The organism is Streptococcus oralis, assembly GCF_006175905.1.
Classification (GTDB): Bacteria; Bacillota; Bacilli; order Lactobacillales; family Streptococcaceae; genus Streptococcus; species Streptococcus oralis_BG.
Window position 1 is genome coordinate 174923 of sequence record NZ_SSNB01000001.1, and the last position, 24762, is coordinate 199684.

Genomic DNA, 24762 nt, shown 5'->3' on the forward strand with positions numbered 1-24762 from the left:
TGAAGCTGACTTTTTTATTTTATCTTCTTGACGCTCTGAAAGACTACAAATCCTACAACCATACCCAAGGTATTTTGCAGGAAGTTTGGAAGGATTTCTGGTAAGGCTGCTGACCAGCCATTCATTAGGGTTGAGCCCAGAGCGTAGCCACTTACCATGACGATAGTAGCTAAGACTAGGCCCAGCCATTGCCATTTCCCTTTAAAACCTGCAAAATATCCTTGCAAGCCATGGTTTACCAAGCTAAAGAACATCCACTGTGGAAAGCCTGATAAAAGGTCAAGCAGAAAAGCTGCTAGTCCTCCAACGACGGCCCCTTCTTTACTGCCAAAGTAAAAGGCAGTAAAGAAAATACCCGCATCCAAGAGAGTCAATATTCCTGTTGGCGTTCCAATTTTCAAGTAATAACCTAGAACCACAGAAAGGGCGGTTAAGAGGGATACAAGGGCGATTTTAGTTGTTTTGGTTTGCTTCATATTGTCTTACTCCATATTGATCTGCTTGTGCAATAGCACGGTAAACGAAAGCTTTCGAGCTCTCTACTGCTGGTAAAAGTTCATCACCTTTAACCAAGTGACTGGCAATGCTTGAGGCAAAGGTACATCCTGCACCAGCATTTTGGCCTTGAATGACTGGGTTTTCTAGAACAGTGAAAGTTTGTCCATCATAAAAGACATCCACTGCCTTGTCATAACTGAGGCGATTGCCTCCCTTGATAATGACTGCTGGTGCTCCTAAATCATGCAATTTCTGCGCTACAGCTTTCATGTCTTCCAATGTTTTAATTTCCTGACCAGCCAATAATTCTGCTTCAGGAAGATTTGGCGTAATCACACTGACATGAGGGAAAAAACGAATCAACTCTTGGCAGAGCTCACTAACAGCCACGTCGTGCGTTTCCTTGCAGACCAAAACGGGGTCCAATACCACAGGCACTCCTGGACGTTGCTTGATAAAGTCCAAGGCCTTCTCAGCCACACTGACAGTAGGAAGAAGGCCAATCTTAATCCCTGCAAACTCGACATCACGTAAGCTATTCAACTCATGTTGGAAAATAGTATCATCCGTAGGGAAGACTTCAAAGCCCTTTTCGGTCAAGGCCGTCAAACAAGTGACAGCTACAAAGCCATGCAAGCCGTTTAAGGTATAGGTGGCCAAATCAGCTGACAAACCACCACCACTAAAAATATCATTCCCAGAAAGGGCTAAAATACGATTATTCTTCATAACGAATCTCCTTTAAATACAAGCCATTTGGTGCTGCCGTTGGACCTGCTAGCTGCCTGTCCTTCTTCTCCAAAATCAAGTCAATCTGCTCAACTGGCATTCGATTATTTCCGATTTTGAGCAGTGTCCCCACCATATTGCGAATCTGCTTATACAAGAAACCATTCCCAGCAAAGGTAAAGGTCAAAAACTGCCCTGTCTCATCAACACTAAGACTGGCTTCTGTAATGGTTCGAACCTTGTCCTCTACACTGGTTCCAGATGCTATAAACCCGGTAAAATCATGAGTTCCCTCTAGCTTTTTGATTGCCATCTGCATCCGCTCCACGTCGAGCGGATAGGGAAAGTGAGTAGCGTAGTGACGACGCATAGGATTTTTGGGACGTCCTCTATCCACGATAAATTCATAGGTCTTGCTGTGCTTGGCATAACGGCAATGAAAATCATCTGCCACAATCTCAATTGAAATCACATCAATATCTTCTGGAGACTGGGTATCCAGAGCAAAACGGAGTTTTTCCTCATCCATCTGATAGGGCAGGTCAAAATGAATAACCTGACCAAGAGCATGAACCCCACTATCCGTCCTACCAGCACCGTGAACAGTGATGGCTTGCCCCTTATTGAGTCTCGTTAAGGTTTTCTCAATTTCCTCTTGAACGCTCCTCGCATGAGGCTGGCGCTGAAAACCGGCAAAGGCAAAACCATCATAAGAAATAGTTGCTTTATATCTTGTCATAACTTCTATTTTATCAGGAAATAAAAGTGTAAACAAGTTTAAAAACCAAAAATTGTATGGGTACAAAATTCCCAGAAAGAAAAACTTAGGAAATTAATCCTAAGCTCTCTTTTGAAGTGCGTACATAACAAAGATAGAAGTGACAATCAACCAACATCCTAAAATGGTGAAGACCAACATACCGTTTTGAGCTACCAAGCCAATCGCCCCAAGAATGAAAGGTGTCATAAAGGCTCCAAAGCTACATCCTAGCACTGCAAAAGATGTTGCCTGATTAAGGAGCTTGGCTGGGATTCTTTCAGAAAGAAGTTGAAAGACAGTGGTCAAGGCCACACTGTAGGAAAAACCTGCCACAACACTTCCAACTACCATCACACCCAATGACGGAGACAAGGCAATCACAATCTGCCCCAATCCAAAGGTGATGCCTGACCAAAGGAGCAACCTTTCTTTAAACAGAGAGATAAAGAAAGAAAAACTCACACCTGCCAAGATACCAATCAACTGCATGATACTTAAAACCAAGCTCGATAACTGGGCATCCCCTAGACCTCTTTCCACCATCAGACTAGGAATACGAATGGTGATAGCTGTATTGGTGCAGACAACAACTGCTGCTTCGACAGCCAATAGAAAAATCAAACCTTTCATCTGTCCTGTCAAACGAGTCGTTTCGGCCTCTTTTTTCTTTGTTTCTTTCTTCTCTTTCCCATAAGGGACAAAGAGCAGATAAAGGATCAATACTAAAAATCCCGCACTGTAGGCCAAGAAGGTCACTGTCCATCCCAAGGATAAGAGTTGACCGACCACTAGAGTCAAAATCGATGCCCCGACAACTTCTGCTGATCCGCGAAGACCCAACATCTGAATCCGTGTCTTTCCATGATAGCGTTCGCTGATGATAGAAATAGCCTTGGCATTGATCATCCCAACACCCAAGCCAAATAAAATCCGCATCGCAAAGACAAAGTTGTACTCCTGATACCAGAAGGGAGCTGTTCCACCGATAGAGAGGATGAGAAGGCCCAGACTAATCTGAAGTCGCTCAGGAAACAAACGCTCCAAAAACCCATTTAAAACCAGCATAATCATGATTCCAAAAGAAGGGAGACTGACCAGGAGCTCGATTTGTTCTTTAGGGTAGCCTTGATAGTAGTCAAACATGGCTGGCAGAGCACTTGAGATGGAGAAGGAGGTAATCAAAACGAGGGAGAGGGCCAAAATACTAGCCCGTTCTAAATATTGTTTCATGAATTTTCTTTCTGTATATTTCTCACTGTTGATCCTTTTAAAAGGAAGATGGCAAGAAAAGAAGGAGCCCGATTGAACTAGAGACTCCGTCCTAACTTTCCTAATAGGAAGACTATTTTCGCTTGATTTGCTTGATCAGATAGAAGATGAAGCCTGCAACCATATACGCTGCAAAAATGATCAAACACCATTTGATAACCACGTCCCAACCCTTGTTCACATTTAAAAAGAAATAAGGGAAGGGATTGTCCTTGGAATTCGGAATATTGAGTTTTAAGACCAGGCCGTTAAACAAGGCAAAAATCATATAAACTAAGGGCAAGATGGTCCACAAGACTGGATCCCAGATCTTGTATTGACCCCGTTTATCAAAGAAGAGGGTGTCGGCTAAAAACCAGAGTGGAACGATATAGTGGCAAAGGAAATTTTCCACACGGTAAAAGTCTGTCGCGATCGGAGCAAGCATAAAATGGTAAATCACACAGGTAATCATGATACTCATGGTAACACCACCCTTGAGACGAAGCAAGGTCGGACTTTGCCAATTTTCACCTGAACGGCTCATCACACGGAGCAGATAGCCCGTGAAAATCGTTACCAAAAGATTGGACAACACTGTGTAGTAAAGGAGCATACCAAAGCCACCGTGCTTGGTAATCTCCAAATAAACTCCTGTAAATGCCGCTAAGAACAAGAGCACACGACTATAAAAAATAAATTTGTAGTTCAGTTTCATGGCTAGATTTTCTTAACAAATTCTGACTTGAGTTTCATAGCTCCAAAACCATCAATCTTACAGTCGATGTTGTGGTCACCTTCTACGATACGGATATTTTTAACGCGAGTTCCTTGTTTCAAATCCTTTGGCGCACCTTTTACTTTCAAGTCTTTGATAAGGGTTACAGTATCGCCGTCAGCCAATTTATTTCCATTGGCATCGATAGCAACAACGCCTTCTTCTACTTCTGCAACTTCTGCAGGGTTCCACTCATAGGCACACTCTGGGCAGACCAAGAGACTTCCGTCTTCGTAGACATATTCTGAATTACATTTTGGGCAATTTGGTAAGTTGTTCATAAGTCCTCCTTAAACTAACAATTATTCTTTAAAATTCATATGTTATTGAACAGCAACTATTATACCGTAAAATCCTACTTTTGACAATGTGTCCTAAGTCCAGCAAACAAAAAAATCATGCAACTTTTTACAGTTACATGACTTTTAAAAGATGATTGGTCATGGGCACTTATCAGGCACCTCATGATAAAAGGGGTAGCAACTATATTTTACAAACCAGGAGCTTGTCCAAGTTCTGCTGCAAGCATCCAAACTGTTTTCTCAAGTTCAGCCTTAGCCCCAACAAAGATATCGTTTGTAACATCATCGCCTTCTTCGTCAGTTACATCCAAAGCTTTTTGGAAAAGAGTGATGAGGTAGCGATAAATAGCTAGAACACGTTCCAAGCTTTCTTCAACGTTACGGAATTCTCCTTCTTCTTCTTCGATTTCACTGTGTTGAAGGAATTCTGTCAAAGTAGAGTATGGTTTGCCACCAAGAGTGATCAAGCGTTCGCTGATTTCATCAAGGTAACCATCAAGGCTATCCATGTATTCATCCATCTTAGGATGCCATACCATAAAACCACGTCCACGCATGTACCAGTGTACTTGATGAAGAGCGATATGCGCTACGTACAAGTCTGCTACTGCTTGGTTCAATACTTCCTTTGTTTTTGCCAATGCTACTGGCGCTGTTTTAGATAATGTTGTTACGTCTTTTAATGCATCTTTTTTCAATTCAACCATTTTTTTCACCTCATAATATTATTTTTGTAACCATATTTATTGATTACTACCTCAGTATACTACACCTAGTAGACAAAAGCAAGAAAATTAACCCATATTAAAAAAGTTGTAATTGACTGATAATTTAAGAAAAATATACAGTCTTTAAAAAAAGACAGTCTTAGCAGACTGTCTGGAATAACCTAGATTATTTTACAAAGTCAAGCAATGCCAAGAAGCTTTCAGCTTCAAGTGATGCTCCACCAACAAGAGCTCCGTCCACATCTGGACAAGCCATGTATTCTGCAACATTTTCAGGTTTAACTGAACCACCGTATTGAACACGAACTTTGTCAGCAACTTCTTGACCGAAGTCAGCAGCTACAACATCACGAACAACTTTACACATTTTTTGTGCGTCGTCTTGTGAAGCTGATTTACCAGTACCGATAGCCCAGATTGGCTCATAAGCGATAACGGATGCAGCAACTTGTTCAGCAGTCAATCCAGCCAAAGCAGCAGATACTTGGGCACCTACGAATTCAGCAGCTTTACCAGCTTCGTAAGTTTCAAGTGATTCACCACAACAGATGATTGGAAGCATACCGTTTGCAAAGATTGCTTTTGCTTTTTTATTGATATCTTCGTCAGTTTCATGGAAGTAGTCACGACGCTCTGAGTGACCGATAACAACGTAGTCAGTACCGATTTCATTCAAAACTTGTGGGCTAGTTTCACCAGTGAAAGCACCTGCATTTTCAAAGTAGCAGTTTTGAGCAGCAACTTTAAGGTTTGAACCTTTAGCAGCAGCAAGAACAGCTGTCAAATCAACTGCAGGAGCTGCGATACCTGCTTCAACAAGGTCTGATGAAGGAAGTTTTGATGCAACGGCTTCAACGAATGCTTTTGCTTCTTCTGGATTTTTGTTCATTTTCCAGTTACCAGCGATAAATGGTTTACGTGACATTTCACATACCTCTTTTTTCATTTTATTCACTATTATTCTATCATATTTATAAGGAGCTTGCAAACCTTACTCTAATTTTCAAGATTTTTCAAGCGACTAATCTTGCCACAAATTCATGGCATCGAGGAAATCAGCCGAAGCCTGAACTTGTTTGGGATTGTTGGCTTCTCGCTCTGCTCGTTTGGCCTCTACCTGAGCCACAGACTGAATACCTTCATGGCGCCAGTTTCGTAGGATGGCCTGAATATATTTCCAGTTTGGCTTGCCATTGAGAACAGCCTCTCGGAGAGCTTCCTTGATCAAATCCGCCTTAACTCCGTCTTCTTTGACAGTCTTAGAAAGATCTTCGATTTCAAATGGTGTTAATAAGCGTCCCAATTCTTGCTGAAAAGTTTCAACCAGATCCTTCAATTGATTCTGCGGATTTGGGGCTGTTGTAGCTGGAGCTTGGGTATCTAGCAAGCTATCCAAGCGTTCAAAAGCCAAACTAGCATCAAAAATCAGCTCAATTTCCCCATTTAGTTCAATGGTCCGATATTGTAGCAAACCATTTTCAGTCAAATTCGAAATGGATTGGTTGACATCTGCCACCTCTTTGCCAATGATTTCAGCAATCTGACTAGGTGAAACATCTCCTAGGGCTGTGGTATTTTGTAAATAGAAAAATTGCCAGACCAGAAAATCTTCGCTGGAAGGAAAGAGTTCCTTAAAATGCAAGAGCAGGGCACTTGGCAAAACCAAGTTCCCTGATTTAAAAGCGTCAAAATATGTCATAATTCCTCTTATAGATATCCAAATGCAGCCGCATCATCCTCTACCTTTCTCCAGTCAAAAGGGGTTTCTTGATAAACTGCATAGTTTACCCAATTGCTGAAAAAGAGGGCAGCTGATGAAGACCAACAGAGACAGGGCGTCTCATTTACATCATCATTTTTAAAGTAGTTCTCTGGGATATGAGGGTCGAGTCCCGCCTCATAATCACGAAAATACTCTCTTGCCAAAGTGTCACGATCGTACTCCAAATGACCAAAACTATAAATCTCACGCAAATCTCGACTAGCTAGGATAGAAACCCCAACCTCAGGACCTTCTGACAGAATCTCCAGATTGGTCTTGTTTAAGATTTCTTCTTTTAAAATCTCAGTATGACGAGAATGAGGAGCTACATAGCGATCATCAAAACCTCTAAAAAGAAGGTGCCCTTCTTTCAAGGTGTCCTGTGGATAAATTCCTGATAGTTTCCGATCCATCTGGTGCTTTTCAACGCCATAGCGAACATATAGACCTGCTTGAGCTCCCCAACAGATATGGAGGGTTGAAAAAACATGCGTCTTGGACCATTCGATGACCTGCTTGAATTCCTCCCAGTAGTCCACCTCTTCAAAAGGCAAATGCTCGACTGGTGCTCCTGTGATAATCATTCCATCAAAAAAGTCATCCTTGACCTCTGGAAAGGTCTTATAGAAGGTTTCCATATGTTCGGCACGAGTTGTCTTGGAACGATGTGTTTCCATATATAAGAAATCAATATCTAATTGCAAAGGGGTATTAGCCAAATGTCGCAAGAGTTGCGTTTCTGTTACCATCTTTTGAGGCATGAGATTTAAAATCAAAATCTTCAAGGGGCGAATATCCTGATGAGCAGCCCGTTGGTCGTCCATAACAAAGATATTTTCTGTCCTTAAAATCTCCACAGCTGGTAATTTTTTATCAATTCGAATCGGCATAATACCCTCCTAACAGTTCTCTATTTCGGGAATGATGTTGTCTGTTTGAAAGTAAAAACCTCCAAATACTTCTTCCCTTTATTATACTGTATGAAGATATAGTTTTCAATTATAGTTTTTCTCTAACTAGCTATAGTTAATTTATATAGCAGATGAAGAGAAAACAGCCCCAAGGACTGTTTTTCATTAATAATGCATAAGTACCTTGTAATCGTAATCTCCGATTTTTTCACGACCTTTAAGCTCATCCAACTCAATCAAGAAAGCACAACCGGCTACAATTCCACCAAGTCTTTCAATCATTTCAATCGTTGCCTTGACAGTTCCACCTGTTGCCAAGAGATCATCTACGATGAGAACGCGTTGACCTGGTTTGATGGCATCAGCGTGCATGGTCAAGGTATCAATACCGTACTCTTTTTCATAGTCAGCAGAAATCACTTCACGTGGCAATTTCCCTGGTTTACGAACAGGAGCAAAGCCAATTCCCAACTCAAAAGCAACTGGGCAACCAACAATAAATCCACGAGCCTCTGGACCCACAATCATGTCGATCTTCTTGTCTGTTGCATACTGAACAATTTCACGAACAGCGTAGCTATAGGCATTTCCATCTGCCATCAAAGGGCTGATATCACGGAAGGTAATACCTTCCTTAGGATAATTTTCAATCGTTGCGATATAATCTTTTAAATTCATCTTTTTCTTTCTTTCAAAGTTTTTTACTCTCTATTATACCACATTTTTTGTGAAAGAAGAAGAGGAAAAGCACTATTCTATTGCTCCATCAGGCTATTAATGGAGTTATTTGCCCTGGTGTGAACTTATCATCAAAAAAACGAGCACATTCGTACTCGTTTTTAAAAATCTGTTAATTAAAGTGAGTTCACGTCAACCTTGATACCAACACCTTGAGTAGTTGTGATAGTCAAGTTTGTTACGTAAGTTCCTTTAGCTGTAGCTGGTTTTGCTTTTTGAATTGTTTCGTTGAAAGCTTTGAAGTTTTCAACCAATTTTTCAGCTTCAAATGATACTTTACCGATGATTGCTTGAACGTTACCTGCACGGTCTGCACGGTAAGTAATTTTACCACCTTTAGACTCTTCAACTGCTTTAGCAACATCCATTGTTACAGTACCAGTTTTAGGGTTTGGCATCAAGTTACGTGGTCCAAGGACACGTCCAAGACGTCCAACAAGAGCCATCATGTCAGGTGTAGCGATAACTACGTCGAAGTCCAACCAACCGTCGTTGATTTTTGCAACAAGGTCATCTTCACCAACAAAGTCTGCACCAGCAGCTTTTGCTTCTTCAGCTTTTGCACCACGTGCGAAAACAAGAACGCGTGAAGTTTTACCTGTACCGTTTGGCAATACCATTGCGCCACGGATTTGTTGGTCAGCTTTTTTAACGTCGATGTTCAAGTTGTAAGCAACTTCTACAGTTGCGTCAAATTTTGCAAAGTTAGTTTCTTTTGCAAGTGCTACAGCTTCTTCTACACTGTATGCTTTTGTGCTGTCGATTTTCTCAAGAGCAGCACGAAGTTGTTTGCTTTTTTTAGCCATTTTCTATTCTCCTTGTAAGTGGTTCAATCGATTTTCATCTCCCACGTCACTTCTCGAAATGATGAAGTCTTGCGGGTTATATTGGGGGTGTTATTGATTAGTCAACAACAGTGAATCCCATAGAACGAGCAGTACCTTCGATCATACGCATTGCAGACTCAATGTTTGCTGCGTTCAAATCTGGCATCTTAGTTTCTGCAATTTCTTGTACTTGTGCACGAGTAACTGTAGCAACTTTAGTTTTGTTAGGTGTACCTGATCCTTTTTCAACACCTGCAGCTTTTTTCAAAAGAACAGCAGCTGGTGGTGTTTTTGTAACGAAAGTAAATGATTTGTCTTCGTATACTGAGATAACAACTGGAATGATCATACCAGCTTGGTCAGCTGTACGAGCGTTGAACTCTTTTGTGAATCCCATGATGTTGATACCAGCTTGACCAAGAGCAGGTCCAACTGGTGGAGCTGGTGTAGCTTTACCAGCAGGGATTTGCAATTTTACAAGTTTTTCGACTTTTTTAGCCATTTTTAAATCCTCCTTTGTGGTTTTGGCGGTAATTAAAGATTTTTACCTCCCACAAGTATGCTTTACACATACCTTTCCATTATACACTATTTATCTAAAAATGCAAGAGAAAAATTACTTTTTTAATCGACGTAATCTCCGCCTTCAAAGCCATAGTACTCTTCCAAACTGAGACCACTTACAGCAATTTCTTTGGCTTCTTTTCCAACGTAGCGGAGATGCCATTCTTCTGCCATGTAGCCAGTCTCTTTTTCCTTGCCTTTGAGATAGCGAACGACAAAGCCATAGTCAGCCGCATGATCCAAGAGCCACTGGGCTGCCTTTTCTTCAGTAACTAAATCACCATCTGTCCCAATAAGGTCAAAAGCAAGGCCTGTTTGGTGTTCACTATAACCTGGGCGTGCTGAGTAACGATCTGCTGCTTCCTTACCATCTTGATTCACATAGTCTTGATAAAGTTTGGTTTGGGTTTCATAACTTCTAAAACCACTGTAATGGTCGCTAATCGGGAAACCTGCCTCTTGCATAGCTTTGATGAGTTTGACCAACTCTGCTTTAGCTGTTGGATTTTCTCCTGGATTATAGTCTTTTGACAAAGGATAGTGCTTATTAGCTATGACGATTTCATCGTACTTCCCTTGAATACTATAGTAGTCTCCCTTATTGACAACTTCTGCTTTTTTCTGACTAGAAGCTTGAGATTTGCTTCCTACAGTCCCTTCAGGTTGACTAGTTTGTTCCGTTTTTTGAGTGTTTTCTTCATTTTTAGGTTGTTCTTGAGAACATGCTGCTAGGGTTACTGCCAGCAAACCAGATAAAACAATGTATCTTTTTTTCATTTTTTCTTCCTCTCTTAGACCAAGTGCTTCTCTAATTCATCGGATAAGGCTTTAATCATTTGTTCCAACTCATGGGATTTCACTTGGCAATCTTCTGCCGCCATTTCTTCCCAGGGAACCCACCAGACTGGGCCACGGCCATTAAGTCCGTGATCTTTCATATCACCTGCTCTTCGCGGAAAAAGATGCCAATGAGCGTGGGCATCACCATTTCCTAGGAGCTCAATATTCATCTTTTCAGCCTCAAATGTTTTGGCGACTGCTTCTTGGACCAAACTCATTTCCTCTAAAAAGCGAAATTTTGCAGGAGTCTCCATATGGTGGAGTTCTGTAACATGCTCTTTTGCTAAAAACAAGGTATAGCCCTTAAAGTATTGGTGGTCTCCAATGACAACATAGCCTGTTTCTAGTTCTTTTACAAAGTAGGGATTTTCCCCTGCCTTGATCCATTCAATTCTTTGACAAATCAAGCACATATTAGTCTACCAATGCACTCTTGAGATAAGCGTCGACCATACGCTCAGTCGCCACTACTGAATCAATGTGTGTTCGTTCGTAAGAGTGACTGGACTCAATACCAGCTCCAAGGAGGGCATGTTTGACCTCTGCTCCTGCAGACATAGCCGCTGAAGCATCCGAACCGTAAAATGGATAAATGTCGAGCTTAAATGGAATATCCTGCTCTTTCGCCAAAGCTACTAAGTGTTGACGGAAGTCATAGTGATACGGTCCTGAAGCATCCTTGACACAGATAGATACTGTGTACTCATCCGTCTGTTGGTCATCGCCCATAGCTCCCATATCCACAGCCAGATATTCTACTACCTGAGCAGGAATATTGGAGTTAGCACCATGACCCACTTCTTCAAAGACTGAAAAAGCAAAGTGTGTCGTCATCGGCAAGTCAATTCCTTCTTCTTTATAAACTCGAAGGAGATTGAGCAAAATTGCTGCGCTGACCTTGTCATCCAAATGACGCGATTTGATAAAGCCTGTCTCAGTTACGACAGTTCTCGGGTCAAAACTGATAAAGTCGCCAACCTCGATGCCCAAGGCGCGGGTTTCTTTTTCATTGGTTACTTTTGCATCCAAACGCACTTCCATATTGTCCTGCGTGCGTTCTGCAGTTCCTGCATCTTTGTAGACATGGCATGAAGTCTGGTGGATGAGGATAGTTCCAGATACCTTTTTACCTGTGCTAGCCACATGAACCGTACAATTTTCACCTTCAATCATGTTCCAAGGAAAACCACCGATACGGTCCATTTTGAGACGACCGTCTGGTTTGACTGCACGAACAATAGCACCTAGCGTATCCACATGGGCAGTCACATAACGTTGTTGCTCATCATTTTGACCTTTGATTGTTACATTGACACCACCCTTAGCTGTTCGAATAGGCTGGTAACCAAGCTCTTCTAAAGTATGGATTAGGTAGTCTGAAATCTCACGCGTAAAGCCCGTCGGAGATGCAATAGCGGTTAATTCTTTGATATAGTTTACAGTTTGATTCATTTCTTCACCTCTTCCTACCATTATAACATTTTTCTAGTCAGACTCCTTCTCAAAAGGAGAAAAACTGTGTTTAGTTGCTTTCACTATCGATCCATGTTATAATACAAATACTTTGATTATGAAAGGAAAGTAAAAAATATGAAATCATACTTTAAAGTATCGCTAGCCCTTGTGGCTTCACTTGTCCTCCTGCTCGGATGCTCCAAACAAGCATCAACACCTACCAACAGCAGTAGCAAAGAAGACACAACAACTCAGTCAAGTGAGAGCAAACAAAGCACTGAACAATCTTCTGAGAAGAAAGAAACAACTAAAACACATACCTTTGTAAACAAAACTAAGCCAGGGATTGATTCAACCTTGATTTATACTGTAGAGGGGGACAATGTTATCAAGCAATCAGCTCATAACATTGCTGATCCTGAAATCCTTGGTTCAACTCCAGAAGATGTCAAGAGTACACTCGAGGATACCTATAAAGGTTATAATGGACTCAAAGGTGTTAAACAAACGATTGAAATCAAAGATGGAAAAGTTGTTCAAGATCTAGAAGTTGATTTCTCAGTTGCAAGCATTAGCGAACTTAGAAAAGCACTTCCTGAAGAATATTCTGGTATCGGCAATCGTGTCAGTTTCTCAAACTCTAAAAAAGCACTGGAAAAAATGGGATTCACAGAAAAGACAAACTAATCTCCTAAAATTTCATATAGACTAGTGTAGGTCCACCCCAAAAGTTAGACACAACTCTGACTCTTGGGGTATTTTATTACATCCCTAATCGATGAGTCCAATAGATTCCTCCCAATCCCATAAAAAGTGCATTTAAAACTTCACACCATTATAAAGCCATACGATAAAAGATATTTGAAACAGATAGAGACAAAACTTTAATCGTCAGACTAGTTTCTATTCGTTGTCATGTCAGGTCAGATGAGAGGGGAAGTCTAGTTGATTTTGTAGTAGAATCATGTTATAATACAAAATACTTTGATTATGAAAGGAAATTCTATGAAAACTCTTGTTAAAACTTCACTTGCCCTAGTGGCTTCACTTGTCCTCCTGCTCGGATGCTCCAAACAAGCATCTACACCTGCTAGCAGCAGTACCAAAGAAGATAAAACAACTCAGTCAAGCGAGACCAAACAAAGCAGTCAACAATCATCTGAAAAGAAAGATGAGACAGAAACCCACACATTTGTTCACAATAGCAAACCTGGAATTCATTCTACCTTGACTTATACTGTGAAGGGAGATGACGTTGTAAAACAAACTGTTCATAATGTACTTGACCCTGAAAAACTTAATAATACCGCGGAAGGTATTAAGGAAATTGTTGACGATACTTATAAAGGTTATGAAGGGGTCAAAGGGGTTACACAAAAAGTTGAAATTCAAGACAAAAAAGTTATCCAAAACATCGAGGTTGACATGACTGTCGCGAGTCTTGACGAATTGAAAAAAGCAATGCCGAACGAATATTCTGGTATTGGAAACCGTGTAAGCTTTGCTGCCTCGAAAAAAATGCTTAAAGACGCTGGTTATACCGAACAAACCAACTAATGAGTCGTGCTCATACAAAAAATTCTTGGTCGATGACCAAGAATTTTTTTATTCCATCTCAAAAACGTCACTCTCTTGTTTGTTTGGTAGAACCAGTGAAAGCAAGATTCCGATAATTGCTGGCACCAACCATGGTAGAGAGGCAGCTGCAAACGGAAGAGCATTAACGAGATTTGCTAGAAACTCAATCTTAAAAGAACTTCCAAGGACGCTTGCAAGAGCAATCGCTGTAACAAGCCCAATAGTTAACTGCATACCTGGTTTTGATAGAGCGACAAACTTATTAACAATCACAATCATCACAATGGCGATGGTGATTGGGTACAAGATTACCAGTACTGGAACTGAGTACTTAATGATTGCATCCAAACCGAGGTTTGCAATGGCAAATCCAATCAAGGTAAAGGCAGTTGCATAGATCTTGTAGCTGATTTGTGGGAAGCGTTCATTAAAGAACTCAGCTGTAGATACAATCAAGCCAACTGTCGTTGTGAAGCAGGTTACAGTTACCATAACAGCAAGGAAGAGTTGAGCTGTTGAACCAAAGATTTCCTGAGTAGCTTGCGACAAGATATAAACACCTGGTGTTCCACCCTTCATTGCTTCTGCGGGTACCGGGAAGTGATTTCCAAGGAATCCTAAACCAATGTAAAGAGCGCTAAAGGCAAGAGCTACCACAATACCAACAACCCAAATGGTTGAAATGTATTCTTTCTTACTTGAAAATCCAAGTTGTTTCAAGGTTTGAACAGCGATGACACTGAAGGCAACTGAAGCAAGGGCATCCAAGGTGTTATAACCTTCTAGGAATCCTGTACCAAAGGCAGAAGCTTGATAAGCAGCTGAAGCCGCTTGAGGGCTTGTTCCACCATATTTGAAGGCACCTAGTACAACCAAGATAACGATCAACAAAGCAAAGACTGGCGTCAAGATACGTCCGATTCGATCCAAAATCTTTGATGGATTGAGTGAAATCAAATAAGCCGCTGCAAAGTAAAGCACGGTAAAGACAATCAATCCTAGACCTTTGTTTGCTTCGGATAAGAGGGGGCTAATCCCAACTTCGTAAGCTGTTGTGGCTGTACGCGGAATGGCAAAGAAGGGGCCAATCGATAGATAGAGGACTGCAAGATAAAGCGTTGCAAACCAAGGTGAGATTTTCTTAGAAATCTCGTGAATATAACCTTTAGGGTTTAGCGTTCCGATGATGAGCGTTAGGACAGCAATCCCGACACCTGAAAAGACAAAACCTGCGATGGCAGGAAGAAACTGTTCTCCAGATAGGGCACCTAGAGAAGGCGGAAAAATCAAGTTCCCCGCACCAAAAAATATTCCAAACAGGAGCAAGCCTGTTAGGGCACCTTTTTTAGCCATAATAATCTCCTTCATATTTCTAAAATACTGACCTAGTATACCATGATTAAGACTCTGAAAAAAGTATCCAAAATTAATCATTGAATGTTTTCAATATTTTTAAAAATAAGAATTATCTAAAAACAAAATCCCTCACTCAGTTGGAACCGAGCAAGGGAAGGTTAGGATCTGTCACTATATATTTAAAGATTTTCAAAGGCCGTCATTCCACCTTGGACATTGATAACGTCATAACCCTGTTCAGCTAGAAATTGACAAGCACGCGCTGAACGCATTCCTGATTTACAAATCACGTAGTAAAGCTGGTCTTTGTCTAGTTGTTCATAAGTATCAGCCAATTGACTGAGAGGTAAATTACGAGCACCTTCTAAATGAAGAGACTCAAACTCATCTACTTCTCTCACGTCCAGCACAGAAAGTGAACTATTCTGGTAAAGCTGGTAAAATGCATCGAAGGAAATATCTTTCATTCTTTTTCTCCTAAAATGGTTTTAATTCTTTTTTTCAACTCTGGCACTACTTCTGACTCAAACCAAGGATTTTTAGCCATCCAAATTTGATTACGAGGAGAAGGGTGAACTAGAGGAAAATAGATTGGTAAGTAGTTCTGGTAATGTTTTACTCTCTCTGTCACCTTGCCACTAACTTTCTCCTGTAAATAATAGGCTTGGGCATATTGCCCAATCAAGAGAGTTAATTGGATATCGGGCAACTCTTGCAAGAGTTGCGGATGCCATTTTTCTGCGAAACCTGTACGAGGTGGAAGATCACCCGACTTGCCATGTCCTGGAAAGTAAAAATCCATGGGCAGAACTGCAAAATAACCTGAATTGTAAAAGGTGTCTTCATCCACACCTAGCCACTCACGCAAGCGATCGCCGCTCTTGTCCTTCCAATAAATCCCAGCTTCTTGTGTTTTAAGTCCAGGAGCCTGACCGACAATATTGATGCGAGCTGTCTTTGGCGCCGCAAAGAGAGGTTCGATTCCGCGTTCTGTATAGCTGGTATTTTGCGGATCCGCCATAATGGCTTGCTTGATTCTTTCAATTTGAGACATCTGTTTTCCCTCCAAAAAGAAGTCCAAGCATACAATCTCAGACTTCTATCGTTTTATACTCTTCGAAAATCAAATTCAAACCACGTCAGCTTCACCTTGCCGTATAGATGTTACTGACTTCGTCAGTTCTATCTGCAACCTCAAAACAGTGTTTTGAGCAACCTGCGGCTAGCTTCCTAGTTTGCTTTTTGATTTTCATTGAGTATCATTTGATCAATTCATAAATAGCTTCAGCATAGATTGCTGCTGCTCGGAAGAGATCGTCCAAGGCGATAAATTCGTTGGCTTGGTGCATGGTATCGATTGAGTCTGGGAACATAGCGCCGTAGGCAACTCCACGTTCCAGCAAGCGACCAAAGGTACCACCACCGATGACTTGCTCGTGACCTTTAAGACCAGTTTGTTTTTCATAGACATTCAACAAGGTTTGCACAAGTGGATCTTCCATTGGCACATAGTGAGGGGTGTGACCGTGTTCAGAAAGGCTAACAGAAGCAACTGGCAAATTTTCAAGGATTGACTTGATCTGCTCTGGGCTTGTTCCTTTTGGATAACGGAAGTTAAGAGCAATCGTATTGTCAGCACTTGCTTCGTCAAAGCGGAAGACACCCGCATTCATAGAAAGGGAGCCCATCTTTTCATCTACATGAGCAACCTTGAGATTTTCACCTTCATGGTCATTCAAAAGAATCTTACCAGCGATGTCAAGATAGTCTTTTGCAGGTCCTTCAAAGTCAAACTGACTGAGGAAGAGTGCTAGGTAAGTAGCTCCATTTACACCTGAAGCAGGCATAGCACCATGAGCTGATTTACCAATCACAGTCACCTTGTACTGACCGTTTTCTTCTTGGAGTTCTCCTCTGAGTTTGTATTCTGCAACAAAGGCATCTAGTTTAGCTTGCAAGTCAGCCAAGTCACCTGAAACAACTGCTGTTGCTGATTCAGGTACCATGTTTTCACGCAAGCCACCTGTGAAGCTGTGAAGACGGGCAGCACCTGCATTTTCACCTCTAAAGTGGAGGTATTCTGTGATGTTTCCTTTTTCACCATTTATGATAGGGAATTCAGCATCTGGAGAGAAACCGAAGTCTGGTTTTGCAATTCCTACATGTTCAAAGTAGTAGTCCATGTCTGCCCAGCCAGATTCTTCGTCTGTTCCAACAATAAAGCGAACTTTCTTAGAAGTTGGAAGGCCCAATTCTTTGATGATTTTCAAACCATAGTAACAAGCTGTTGTAGGACCCTTGTCATCTGAAGCTCCACGCGCATAGAGGCGACCGTCTTTGATAGTTGGTGTGTAAGGGTCTGTATCCCAACCGCTACCAGCTGGCACTACGTCCATGTGAGCAAAGATTCCGAGAACTTCTTCTCCATCACCAAATTCGAAATGTCCTGCGTAGTTATCAACATTTTTAGTTGGATAGCCATCACGGTCTGCGATTTCAAGGAATTTTTCCAAGGCTTTTACTGGCCCAGGTCCAAATGGATGCTCAGCATCGGCCTTGCTATCGTCACGTTCGGAGTTGATTTCCAAAAGGCTAAACAAGTCAGCCAAGAGGTCTTCTTTGCGTTTTTCTACTTCTGCTGTAAAATCAATTGCTGTCATTTTTTCTTCTTTCTATCTTTTCTCGATGATTTCATCCACTGGCAAGCGGTAGCTTGGTTCCAATTTTTCATCTGTGTAACCCACTGTAATCAAGAGTTCTGGGCGGAATCGGTCTTCAATGTCCAAAACTTCGTTGGCTTTTGATTTGTCAAAACCAAGGATAATGTTAGAGCCGATTCCTTGGTCAGTCAAAGCCAGAACTAAGTTCATGGCTACTAGTCCCGCATTAAGGGCCAAGTAGTCACTAACTTGCTGTTCACTGTAACGCGCAAACTCGGCAGGCAAATTTTTCATAAAGTATTGAAGTTGCTCTTCAGAAAAGTTATTAGCACCGCCAACTCGAGCAATTTTACGGGCACGTTTAGCCAAATCTGTATCTGTAAACAAGGCAATGGTTACAGGCGCTGATGATACCTGCTCAAAGTTCGAACCATAAGCCAATTTTGCCAATTCAGCATTTTTTTCACGAACAACCACAAACTTCCATGGTTGGCTGTTGTGAGCACTTGGGGCCAAGGTTGCGATTTCGATAGCCGTACGCACATCTTTAGGATCTACCGGTTTATCAATAAAATGCTTAGTCGCATGACGTTTTTTATTTAATTCAAGAAATTTCATAATCGATTTCCTTTTCTAATTCTACTGCATCCATTCTACCATATTTTGAAAGAGCTTGCAGAGATTTTTCATGATTAAGATTTTTTATTATAGACATAAAAAATATACATTGGTTCAATAAAACAGTTTTTGACAGACTAATAAGTAATTTATATTTGAATGGAGACATTATGAAAAAAAATTGGTCTTTTTACTACTCATACTCCCATTTTTGGTTTCCTGCAGGAACCAAGCAACAACAAAAGAAACAGCAACTCCAAAGACAATCGTCGTAGCTACAGCTGGAGATGTACCACCATTTGACTACGAAGAAAACGGAAATCTGACAGGCTTAGATATCGAAGTTTTGAAAGCAGTTGACGAAAAACTGAATGATTATGAGATTCAGTTTCAAAGAACTGCCTGGGAAAGCATCTTCCCAGGTCTCGATTCTGGTCACTATCAGGCTGCAGCCAATAACTTGAGTTACACAAAAGAAAGAGAAGAGAAATACCTCTACTCACTTCCAATTTCAAACAACCCCCTCGTCCTTGTCAGCACCAAGAAAAATCCTTTGACTTCTCTTGACCAAATTGCTGACAAAACAACCCAAGAGGATACTGGAACTTCCAATGCCCAATTTATTACTAACTGGAATCAGAAACACCCGGATAACCTTGCAACTATCCAATTTTCTGGAGAGGATATTGGCAAACGAATCCTTGACCATGCTACCGGTGAATTTGATTTCCTTGTTTTTGACAAAGTTTCTGTTCAAAAAATTATCAAAGATCGTGGCTTAGATTTATCTGTTGTCGATCTACCTTCTGTTGACAATCCTAACAACTATATTATTTTCTCGAGCGACCAAAAAGAGTTCAAAGAACAGTTCGATAAAGTTCTCAAAGAACTCTATCAAGATGGAACCCTTGAAAAACTCAGCAACACTTATCTAGGTGGTTCTTACCTTCCAGATCAATCTGAATTGAAATAATAAAACGATTGGCTAAGCCAATCGTTTTATTTAGTCTTTGTTGGTTACTCCTCACGGAGATTATTAAAATGGAGAAGCCACAATGCAGTATTGACACTTTATTTTTCTTATCTATCTTCTACGAGGAGATAACGGCTTTCAAAAAAGCAGACGAAGATTCGTCTGCCTATTTTATATCACTATTCAGCAACAAAACTGCTAGCTCCTTTGAGAGCTTGTTTTAACGAATCACGTGCAGTCTTCAACTGTTGAAGAAATGGAGTACGCGCTTCTTCTGGCATAGCTGTGTCATCAGAGCCAGCACTTGAAAGTCCTTCGTTAAAAGCAGTTCTTGAAGATTCCATCGCTTCGAGAGCTGGTTCAACTTGATCCTTATAGCTTTCTTTTTGATCTGCTGGGATTTTATCTTCAACTTCTTTTACATATTTCTTGTAACTATCAATCAACTTACCATAGAGAGTCTTCATATCTCCAATTGTTTTAGCTTTGTCAATTTCTTCATCAGTCAAAAGAGTAAAATCAGATGTTGTTGAAGAATCTTTCTTTGAAGCTTCGTTATTTGAAGTTTCAGATTTTGAAGTCTCAGATTTCGAAGTTTCATTTTTTGAAGAGGATGTTTCTTTAGCAGTTGATTCTTTGGTAGCTGAGTTACTAGAATTATTTCCAGAACACGCTGCTAAAGTTACAACTGATAAAAGTAATAAGCTAGAAGTAAGAATTTTTTTCATGACTTTCTCCTTAATATTTTATAATTAATTACATTTTATAATAAAATAATTTCATTGTCAAATATTTTCTATGAAACTACAAAAACTTAAATCCGCTCCTCTGATCCATATATCAACAGTTTATATCTTTCTCGAACTATAAATCGAATGCCACCCCAACTAATCATTATTCATATATTTTGAATAAATAAAAAATGCAGAAATTACCTATTTCATTCAAACAGAGGATTAAAAAATCAAAACTTGGATAAGGTTATCAGCCTCAAGTTAATAAAACGATTGGCCAAGCCAATCGTTTTATTTAGTATTTGTTAGTTAAATCAACTTTTACAAAAAATCAAAATAATCTTTCACATCCTCTACATACCCATGCTTTTCAATTAAACTAGCTAAGAGTTCCAGATTGTGCCCTCGATAGTTGTCATCTCGGCGTAGTTCTTCATACATTTCGATAAAGGGAAGTCCCTTGGACTTGGCCAATTCTAACTCCGCTTCATAATCATAGGAAACTTTTCGGAATAGAATATTTACCAATTCCCCATCTTCCACTTCTATCACAGCATACTGGGCACGGTGGTTTTTTAACTTTTCCCAATTAAAATAGGGCATACCAATCGTACCGGGATTGATGATTTGTTGCCCTTGACTGCCGTAACGAAGCAACTGCTTGTGGACATGACCATAGACTGCCACGTCCGTTTCCTCATCTAGGAGTTGGTCAAATTTATCTGTATCATTCCCCACCAACAAATCACCACCATAGTTTTTGTCAGGTAAATTATGAGAGATAGAAAAGCGCAGCCCGTCAACTTCTTTCTTTTCTAGCATAGGTAAGTTTCGTAGCCAGACAATCGTTTCAGGATCCATTCGCTCCATCAAAAACTGGGTCAATCGCATGAGCTGGACTTCCTGTGGGTCTTCTAAGCCATATTGCCCATCTAAAGCCTCAAGGACACAATCATCCCAATTACCTCGAACACTTGCTGTGATAGGAAGGCCCTTTAGCAGAGCAACCAGATCATTTGCACCTGGACCAGGTAGAAAAATATCTCCCAGAAGCCAATATTCACTGGCTCCTTGAGTTTTAGCATCTGCAATCACTGCTTCTAGTGCCGTTGCATTGCCATGAATATCTGATAAAATCGCGATTTTATGGTTCATGATGATTTCCTTCCGTTTGGTAATCTACTCCCTCTTCCGCTACTTGAGCCAACTCCACTTCTTCCTGCGGGTTCAACTTTCTCTGAACAGCTTCTGCGACTGCTCTTGGTACTCCAACTTCGACAATCTCATCCACACTGGCTTCCTTGATTTTAGTCAAAGATTTGAAATGCTTCATGAGATTTTGCTTGCGTTTAGGTCCCAAACCGTCAATCCCATCCAATTGAGATGAAAAAGAATTTTTGGAGCGCAGTTGGCGGTGGAAAGTGATAGCAAAGCGGTGTACCTCATCTTGAATGCGTTGGAGGAGGAAAAATTCCTGAGAATTGCGAGATAACTCTACCACTTCCAGTGGATCTCCAAAGAGCAGTTCATGGGTTTGGTGCTTATCATTCTTTTGTAGACCTGCAATTGGGATATCCAAACCTAGCTCTTCTTGGATGACTTGCTTTGCAATATTGACTTGACCTTGTCCCCCATCAATGACAATCAAATCAGGAGGAGTCAAGCCATCTCGTTGAACTCGGCCATAACGTCTGCGAATGACCTCTCGCATACTGGCGTAGTCATCTGGACCTACAACCGTTTTTATCTTGTACTTACGGTAATCCTTCTTACTCGGTTTACCATTGACAAAGACCACCATGGCCGAAACAGGGCTGGTCCCCATGATATTGGAGTTGTCGAAGGACTCAATGCGAACCGGAGTCGGTATTTGAAGCAAGCGTCCTAGATTTTCAATAGCTCCCTGAGTCTTTTCGACAGATTTTTCTAGCAGATTGAACTTCTGCTCCAGACTAACACGGGCATTTTTTATGGCTAGATTAACCAGCTGTTTTTTCTCTCCACGCTGAGGTTTGACAATCTTAGTATCCACCAAGGCCTTGACGGCTTCTTGGTCAATATCCTGCGGAATCAATACTTCATTGGGAACTAGGTGAGATTTTTCTTGATAAAATTGTCCTACGTAGGTCAGAAAATCCTCATCAGGGTCGTTGTAATAAGGGAATAGATTGACGTCACGCTCAATTAACTTACCCTGACGGACAAAGAAAACCTGCACACACATCCAGCCCTTGTCCACATAGTAGCCAAAGACATCCCGATTTTGGAGATCCTTTGCCATAACCCGTTGCTTGGTCCTTAGAGTCCCAATCGCCTGAATCAGGTCACGGTATTCCGCTGCGCGTTCAAACTCCATTGTTTGGGCTGCAGTAGTCATCTTTTCCTTGAGACCATCGATAATCTTGTCATCCTGACCTTTCAGAAAATCAGAAACCTCCTGAGCCATGGACTTGAAATAGGCCTCATCTTTTTTACAGATAGTGTGGGCCATACATTGGCCGATATGATAATAAAAACAGACCTTAGACGGCGGATTGGTACATTTCCGAAAAGGGAAAATCCTATCTAGAAGTCGCTTGATTTCATTGGCTGCCCCCACATCAGGATAAGGTCCAAAATAAAGACCTCCGTCCTTTTTGACCTGACGGGTGATAATCAAGCGAGGATAACGCTCATTGGTGATTTTGATGAAGGGATAGGACTTATCATCCTTGAGCATGATATTGTACTTGGGCTTATTTTCCTTAATCAGGTTGATTTCTAGGAGAAGCGCTTCGATATTGGACTCAGTGACGATAAATTCAAAATCCACAATCTCAGATACCAGAGCCTCCGTCTTGGTATCGTGACTGCCACGGAAATAGGAGCGTACGCGGTTGCGCAGATTTTTAGCCTTTCCTACATAGATAATGGTGCCATTTTTATCCTTGTGAATGTAACAACCAGGGCTGGTCGGCAAGAGCTCTAGTTTTGATTTGATCAAGTTATTCATAGTTCCATTATAGCAAAAAGGCCGTGACAGGACGAACAAAAAGCCCCACCAATCGCTTGATAGAGGAGCTTTGATTTCTTTTCGGATTGCACCGACTTCAGCTAGTCGCTACTGGTATAGAGCTCTTGAACAGCCTTCACATCCTGAGGCTGAATCCCATAGTAGGAACCTGCTGGCTGCATGACAGAAGTTTCGTTAGTATGATCCAATCCAATGGCATGTCCCAGCTCGTGCTCCGCCGTGTGCACGATTCGTTCATAAGAATAACCATAGTTTGGATTGGATAGATAATAGTGATTCAGGCGAACCGTTACAGATATAAATTGATTGGTTAACAAATTGGTTTGACTCTCGGCTTGACCAGCTACAGCGGTCGATCCATCATTCATCTCACTTGCCACAATATCTGCCTGACTAGGATCCGCAACCACCACAAAGGTAAAGGCTCCCGTTTGATTCCAGTTTTTTATAGCTTCTGCATAGGCACCTTGGAAGGTCTCATCCATTTGAGGCTCAATATAGATGCGAGCTGAGGCCTGAGCCCACTTTCCTTCTGCATGTTGGTGACTGTCTGTCTGAGACAAGACTTCCAGCGTTCCCGTCTCCTTCCACTGATTCCAGCCACCTTGACCAATCTTGCTCATTTTTTCAACCTGATTGACCGCAGAATGAAAATCACCAGACAGATACCAAACCACTCCAAAGGCAATGAGCAGTAGAATAACTACAGTCCAAACCAGACGCCAGAAGAAACGCCAAATTCCCAACAGAAATCGGAACAATAATCGAATAATCCAGAACATGACGCTCCACCTTTCATAAAAATAAGAACCTATCCTAAAATCACATTCTCCTTGATCAAGATAGATTCTCTATTTTACTGAAGAAAGCTGAAAGAAACCTAAAACTAAGATAAACGTTCTTCCAAGACAAAGTCAATTGGTAAGGCAGCCAAAAAACGCTCCAATTGTTTTTCCCAGTAGTACCACTCGTGCTTACCTGGACTGTGACTATAGGTCACCTCAAAACCAAGCTTTTTGAGATTTTTCACTGCGAGATTATTGGCAGAGTAGAGATAGTCTTGCTCTCCACACCAAGCCCATAGTTTGGTCTTTTTATCGGATTTTGCAGCCATGCTTTCAAGCGAATGAGGACTAGCTGTCCAGTCTTTAATCTCTCCAAAAACTCCTCGCCAGTAGGCAAGCGATCCCAGATCCTGACTTTCAGGAGAAAATTCCTGAAAACTGAGCGCACCAGAAAAACTAGCCGCATGAGAAAAACGATTCGTCGATAGAGCGAGTTTGAAGGAACCGTATCCACCCATGGATAGGCCTGCTATGAAAGTTTTTTCTCGCTTGCTGGTCATATTGGGGAAGAAACGTTTCATGACCTGAGGTAACTCTTCTGCTAGAGCAGTATAGTAGTTATAGCCATACTGAGTATCTGTGTACCAGCCATTGCTAGTATTGGACATGATAACAATGAGATTGGTTCCACGCAACAAGCGCTCGACATTGGTACGTTTGAGCCAGCTATTTTGGTTTCCTGACATTCCGTGCAAAAGATAAAGGACAGGAATATCTGTGCAATCTGGTTCAGTCACCCGACTAGCATCTGGATAGAGTACCGTAACGCCCCACTCCATATCCAAAACTTCTGAGTAATACTCAATATTCATAACTGCCATGGTTGTCTCCTTTTACTATTCTAT

29 protein-coding genes are annotated in these 24762 nt (G+C 41.2%); 3 read left to right on the plus strand and 26 right to left on the minus strand.

All coding sequences use genetic code 11. From position 1 onward, the window contains the following. Nucleotides 1-14 precede the first annotated feature (14 nt). The 16 genes from E7Y33_RS00870 to E7Y33_RS00945 form a co-directional block, all read right to left on the minus strand. A complete protein-coding gene (locus E7Y33_RS00870; protein WP_044021142.1) occupies nt 15-476 on the minus strand; it encodes an ECF transporter S component in 462 nt (153 codons plus the stop codon). Continuing rightward, nucleotides 454-1227, minus strand: coding sequence for a bifunctional hydroxymethylpyrimidine kinase/phosphomethylpyrimidine kinase (locus E7Y33_RS00875; protein ID WP_139689375.1), 774 nt, complete (start codon nt 1225-1227; stop codon nt 454-456). The genes E7Y33_RS00870 and E7Y33_RS00875 overlap by 23 nt, the downstream gene beginning before the upstream one ends. Next, a complete protein-coding gene (gene truA / locus E7Y33_RS00880) occupies nt 1217-1966 on the minus strand; it encodes a tRNA pseudouridine(38-40) synthase TruA (RefSeq protein ID WP_139689376.1) in 750 nt (249 codons plus the stop codon). Before truA ends, E7Y33_RS00875 begins: the two co-directional genes overlap by 11 nt. Nucleotides 1967-2065: 99 nt before the next feature. Next, entirely contained in the window at nt 2066-3217 is a 1152-nt protein-coding gene (locus E7Y33_RS00885; RefSeq protein ID WP_139689377.1) for an MFS transporter, read from the minus strand. 112 nt (nt 3218-3329) lie between these two features. After that, complete coding sequence (locus E7Y33_RS00890; RefSeq protein ID WP_000775204.1) at nt 3330-3953, minus strand: Pr6Pr family membrane protein; 624 nt, start codon at nt 3951-3953, stop codon at nt 3330-3332. Between the two features lie 2 nt (nt 3954-3955). Beyond that, a complete protein-coding gene (locus E7Y33_RS00895) occupies nt 3956-4294 on the minus strand; it encodes a zinc ribbon domain-containing protein YjdM (protein WP_001061600.1) in 339 nt (112 codons plus the stop codon). A 209-nt stretch (nt 4295-4503) separates the two neighbouring features. After that, entirely contained in the window at nt 4504-5022 is a 519-nt protein-coding gene (locus E7Y33_RS00900) for a Dps family protein (RefSeq protein ID WP_139689378.1), read from the minus strand. Nucleotides 5023-5209: 187 nt separating this feature from the next. Next, nucleotides 5210-5968, minus strand: a complete 759-nt coding sequence (gene tpiA, locus E7Y33_RS00905) for a triose-phosphate isomerase (RefSeq protein ID WP_007520446.1) — start codon at nt 5966-5968, stop codon at nt 5210-5212. A 96-nt stretch (nt 5969-6064) separates the two neighbouring features. Continuing rightward, nucleotides 6065-6742 carry a DnaD domain-containing protein gene (locus tag E7Y33_RS00910; protein ID WP_139689379.1) on the minus strand — a complete coding sequence of 226 codons (678 nt, stop codon included), beginning with the start codon at nt 6740-6742 and terminating at the stop codon, nt 6065-6067. An 8-nt stretch (nt 6743-6750) separates the two neighbouring features. Next, nucleotides 6751-7695 carry a homoserine O-acetyltransferase MetA gene (gene metA, locus E7Y33_RS00915; protein WP_001122729.1) on the minus strand — a complete coding sequence of 315 codons (945 nt, stop codon included), beginning with the start codon at nt 7693-7695 and terminating at the stop codon, nt 6751-6753. Nucleotides 7696-7881: 186 nt separating this feature from the next. Then, nucleotides 7882-8394, minus strand: coding sequence for an adenine phosphoribosyltransferase (locus tag E7Y33_RS00920; protein ID WP_001049315.1), 513 nt, complete (start codon nt 8392-8394; stop codon nt 7882-7884). Between the two features lie 176 nt (nt 8395-8570). Next, nucleotides 8571-9260, minus strand: a complete 690-nt coding sequence (gene rplA, locus E7Y33_RS00925) for a 50S ribosomal protein L1 (RefSeq protein WP_001085675.1) — start codon at nt 9258-9260, stop codon at nt 8571-8573. 97 nt (nt 9261-9357) lie between these two features. Then, nucleotides 9358-9783 (minus strand): 50S ribosomal protein L11, encoded by a 426-nt coding sequence (rplK, locus tag E7Y33_RS00930; RefSeq protein WP_001085808.1) that lies wholly within the window; start codon nt 9781-9783, stop codon nt 9358-9360. Nucleotides 9784-9905: 122 nt separating this feature from the next. Then, entirely contained in the window at nt 9906-10622 is a 717-nt protein-coding gene (ldcB, locus tag E7Y33_RS00935) for an LD-carboxypeptidase LdcB/DacB (RefSeq protein ID WP_139689380.1), read from the minus strand. Between the two features lie 14 nt (nt 10623-10636). Continuing rightward, nucleotides 10637-11098: an HIT family protein gene (locus tag E7Y33_RS00940; RefSeq protein ID WP_139689381.1), complete on the minus strand. Its 462-nt coding sequence runs from the start codon at nt 11096-11098 to the stop codon at nt 10637-10639. Nucleotide 11099: 1 nt separating this feature from the next. Next, entirely contained in the window at nt 11100-12137 is a 1038-nt protein-coding gene (locus E7Y33_RS00945) for a M42 family metallopeptidase (RefSeq protein ID WP_139689382.1), read from the minus strand. A gap of 138 nt (nt 12138-12275) precedes the next feature. On the opposite strand from E7Y33_RS00945, the gene E7Y33_RS00950 reads away from it, so the two are divergent. Both E7Y33_RS00950 and E7Y33_RS00955 read left to right on the plus strand, forming a co-directional pair. Then, a complete protein-coding gene (locus E7Y33_RS00950) occupies nt 12276-12827 on the plus strand; it encodes a DUF1307 domain-containing protein (protein WP_139689383.1) in 552 nt (183 codons plus the stop codon). Nucleotides 12828-13145: 318 nt separating this feature from the next. Beyond that, nucleotides 13146-13697: a DUF1307 domain-containing protein gene (locus E7Y33_RS00955; RefSeq protein WP_139689384.1), complete on the plus strand. Its 552-nt coding sequence runs from the start codon at nt 13146-13148 to the stop codon at nt 13695-13697. Between the two features lie 48 nt (nt 13698-13745). Here the strand turns inward: E7Y33_RS00955 and brnQ are convergent, their stop codons facing one another. The 5 genes from brnQ to E7Y33_RS00980 all read right to left on the minus strand — a co-directional run bounded on the left by brnQ (nt 13746) and on the right by E7Y33_RS00980 (nt 18352). Continuing rightward, the gene (gene brnQ / locus E7Y33_RS00960) at nt 13746-15071 is read right to left on the minus strand and encodes a branched-chain amino acid transport system II carrier protein (protein ID WP_161976016.1); all 1326 of its coding nucleotides are present in this window, start codon (nt 15069-15071) and stop codon (nt 13746-13748) included. Nucleotides 15072-15253: 182 nt separating this feature from the next. Further along, nucleotides 15254-15541 carry a rhodanese-like domain-containing protein gene (locus E7Y33_RS00965; RefSeq protein WP_139689386.1) on the minus strand — a complete coding sequence of 96 codons (288 nt, stop codon included), beginning with the start codon at nt 15539-15541 and terminating at the stop codon, nt 15254-15256. Then, nucleotides 15538-16128 (minus strand): uracil-DNA glycosylase family protein, encoded by a 591-nt coding sequence (locus E7Y33_RS00970; protein ID WP_139689387.1) that lies wholly within the window; start codon nt 16126-16128, stop codon nt 15538-15540. Before E7Y33_RS00970 ends, E7Y33_RS00965 begins: the two co-directional genes overlap by 4 nt. A 205-nt stretch (nt 16129-16333) precedes the next feature. Next, entirely contained in the window at nt 16334-17734 is a 1401-nt protein-coding gene (gene pepV / locus E7Y33_RS00975; protein ID WP_139689388.1) for a dipeptidase PepV, read from the minus strand. 12 nt (nt 17735-17746) lie between these two features. Beyond that, entirely contained in the window at nt 17747-18352 is a 606-nt protein-coding gene (locus E7Y33_RS00980) for a nitroreductase family protein (RefSeq protein WP_139689389.1), read from the minus strand. 151 nt (nt 18353-18503) lie between these two features. Here E7Y33_RS00980 and E7Y33_RS00985 point away from each other — a divergent pair, with 151 nt between their 5' ends. After that, nucleotides 18504-19325: an amino acid ABC transporter substrate-binding protein gene (locus tag E7Y33_RS00985; RefSeq protein WP_419865821.1), complete on the plus strand. Its 822-nt coding sequence runs from the start codon at nt 18504-18506 to the stop codon at nt 19323-19325. Between the two features lie 179 nt (nt 19326-19504). Here E7Y33_RS00985 and E7Y33_RS00990 read toward each other — a convergent pair whose 3' ends face one another. The 5 genes from E7Y33_RS00990 to E7Y33_RS01010 all read right to left on the minus strand — a co-directional run bounded on the left by E7Y33_RS00990 (nt 19505) and on the right by E7Y33_RS01010 (nt 24738). Beyond that, complete coding sequence (locus E7Y33_RS00990) at nt 19505-20053, minus strand: hypothetical protein (RefSeq protein ID WP_139689391.1); 549 nt, start codon at nt 20051-20053, stop codon at nt 19505-19507. Between the two features lie 327 nt (nt 20054-20380). Beyond that, nucleotides 20381-21214 carry a metallophosphoesterase family protein gene (locus E7Y33_RS00995; RefSeq protein ID WP_139689392.1) on the minus strand — a complete coding sequence of 278 codons (834 nt, stop codon included), beginning with the start codon at nt 21212-21214 and terminating at the stop codon, nt 20381-20383. Beyond that, entirely contained in the window at nt 21204-23051 is a 1848-nt protein-coding gene (uvrC, locus tag E7Y33_RS01000) for an excinuclease ABC subunit UvrC (protein ID WP_139689393.1), read from the minus strand. The genes E7Y33_RS00995 and uvrC overlap by 11 nt, the downstream gene beginning before the upstream one ends. 101 nt (nt 23052-23152) lie before the next feature. Continuing rightward, nucleotides 23153-23854 carry a M57 family metalloprotease gene (locus E7Y33_RS01005; RefSeq protein ID WP_139689394.1) on the minus strand — a complete coding sequence of 234 codons (702 nt, stop codon included), beginning with the start codon at nt 23852-23854 and terminating at the stop codon, nt 23153-23155. Between the two features lie 104 nt (nt 23855-23958). Continuing rightward, a complete protein-coding gene (locus E7Y33_RS01010; protein ID WP_139689395.1) occupies nt 23959-24738 on the minus strand; it encodes an alpha/beta hydrolase in 780 nt (259 codons plus the stop codon). Nucleotides 24739-24762 lie beyond the last annotated feature (24 nt).

Coding starts and splice junctions, on each gene's coding strand:
- metA (WP_001122729.1), bottom strand. CDS start 7,695: ATGCCGATTCGAATTGATAAAAAATTACCAGCTGTGGAGATTTTAAGG.
- E7Y33_RS00965 (WP_139689386.1), bottom strand. CDS start 15,541: ATGAAAGATATTTCCTTCGATGCATTTTACCAGCTTTACCAGAATAGT.
- E7Y33_RS00945 (WP_139689382.1), bottom strand. CDS start 12,137: ATGAATCAAACTGTAAACTATATCAAAGAATTAACCGCTATTGCATCT.
- E7Y33_RS00950 (WP_139689383.1), top strand. CDS start 12,276: ATGAAATCATACTTTAAAGTATCGCTAGCCCTTGTGGCTTCACTTGTC.
- brnQ (WP_161976016.1), bottom strand. CDS start 15,071: ATGGCTAAAAAAGGTGCCCTAACAGGCTTGCTCCTGTTTGGAATATTT.
- ldcB (WP_139689380.1), bottom strand. CDS start 10,622: ATGAAAAAAAGATACATTGTTTTATCTGGTTTGCTGGCAGTAACCCTA.
- E7Y33_RS00890 (WP_000775204.1), bottom strand. CDS start 3,953: ATGAAACTGAACTACAAATTTATTTTTTATAGTCGTGTGCTCTTGTTC.
- rplK (WP_001085808.1), bottom strand. CDS start 9,783: ATGGCTAAAAAAGTCGAAAAACTTGTAAAATTGCAAATCCCTGCTGGT.
- E7Y33_RS00990 (WP_139689391.1), bottom strand. CDS start 20,053: ATGAAAAAAATTCTTACTTCTAGCTTATTACTTTTATCAGTTGTAACT.
- pepV (WP_139689388.1), bottom strand. CDS start 17,734: ATGACAGCAATTGATTTTACAGCAGAAGTAGAAAAACGCAAAGAAGAC.
- E7Y33_RS00920 (WP_001049315.1), bottom strand. CDS start 8,394: ATGAATTTAAAAGATTATATCGCAACGATTGAAAATTATCCTAAGGAA.
- E7Y33_RS00885 (WP_139689377.1), bottom strand. CDS start 3,217: ATGAAACAATATTTAGAACGGGCTAGTATTTTGGCCCTCTCCCTCGTT.
- E7Y33_RS00940 (WP_139689381.1), bottom strand. CDS start 11,098: ATGTGCTTGATTTGTCAAAGAATTGAATGGATCAAGGCAGGGGAAAAT.
- E7Y33_RS00955 (WP_139689384.1), top strand. CDS start 13,146: ATGAAAACTCTTGTTAAAACTTCACTTGCCCTAGTGGCTTCACTTGTC.
- uvrC (WP_139689393.1), bottom strand. CDS start 23,051: ATGAATAACTTGATCAAATCAAAACTAGAGCTCTTGCCGACCAGCCCT.
- E7Y33_RS00995 (WP_139689392.1), bottom strand. CDS start 21,214: ATGAACCATAAAATCGCGATTTTATCAGATATTCATGGCAATGCAACG.
- E7Y33_RS00970 (WP_139689387.1), bottom strand. CDS start 16,128: ATGTCTCAAATTGAAAGAATCAAGCAAGCCATTATGGCGGATCCGCAA.
- E7Y33_RS00910 (WP_139689379.1), bottom strand. CDS start 6,742: ATGACATATTTTGACGCTTTTAAATCAGGGAACTTGGTTTTGCCAAGT.
- E7Y33_RS00875 (WP_139689375.1), bottom strand. CDS start 1,227: ATGAAGAATAATCGTATTTTAGCCCTTTCTGGGAATGATATTTTTAGT.
- truA (WP_139689376.1), bottom strand. CDS start 1,966: ATGACAAGATATAAAGCAACTATTTCTTATGATGGTTTTGCCTTTGCC.
- E7Y33_RS01005 (WP_139689394.1), bottom strand. CDS start 23,854: ATGTTCTGGATTATTCGATTATTGTTCCGATTTCTGTTGGGAATTTGG.
- E7Y33_RS00895 (WP_001061600.1), bottom strand. CDS start 4,294: ATGAACAACTTACCAAATTGCCCAAAATGTAATTCAGAATATGTCTAC.
- E7Y33_RS00900 (WP_139689378.1), bottom strand. CDS start 5,022: ATGGTTGAATTGAAAAAAGATGCATTAAAAGACGTAACAACATTATCT.
- E7Y33_RS01010 (WP_139689395.1), bottom strand. CDS start 24,738: ATGGCAGTTATGAATATTGAGTATTACTCAGAAGTTTTGGATATGGAG.
- tpiA (WP_007520446.1), bottom strand. CDS start 5,968: ATGTCACGTAAACCATTTATCGCTGGTAACTGGAAAATGAACAAAAAT.
- E7Y33_RS00870 (WP_044021142.1), bottom strand. CDS start 476: ATGAAGCAAACCAAAACAACTAAAATCGCCCTTGTATCCCTCTTAACC.
- E7Y33_RS00980 (WP_139689389.1), bottom strand. CDS start 18,352: ATGAAATTTCTTGAATTAAATAAAAAACGTCATGCGACTAAGCATTTT.
- rplA (WP_001085675.1), bottom strand. CDS start 9,260: ATGGCTAAAAAAAGCAAACAACTTCGTGCTGCTCTTGAGAAAATCGAC.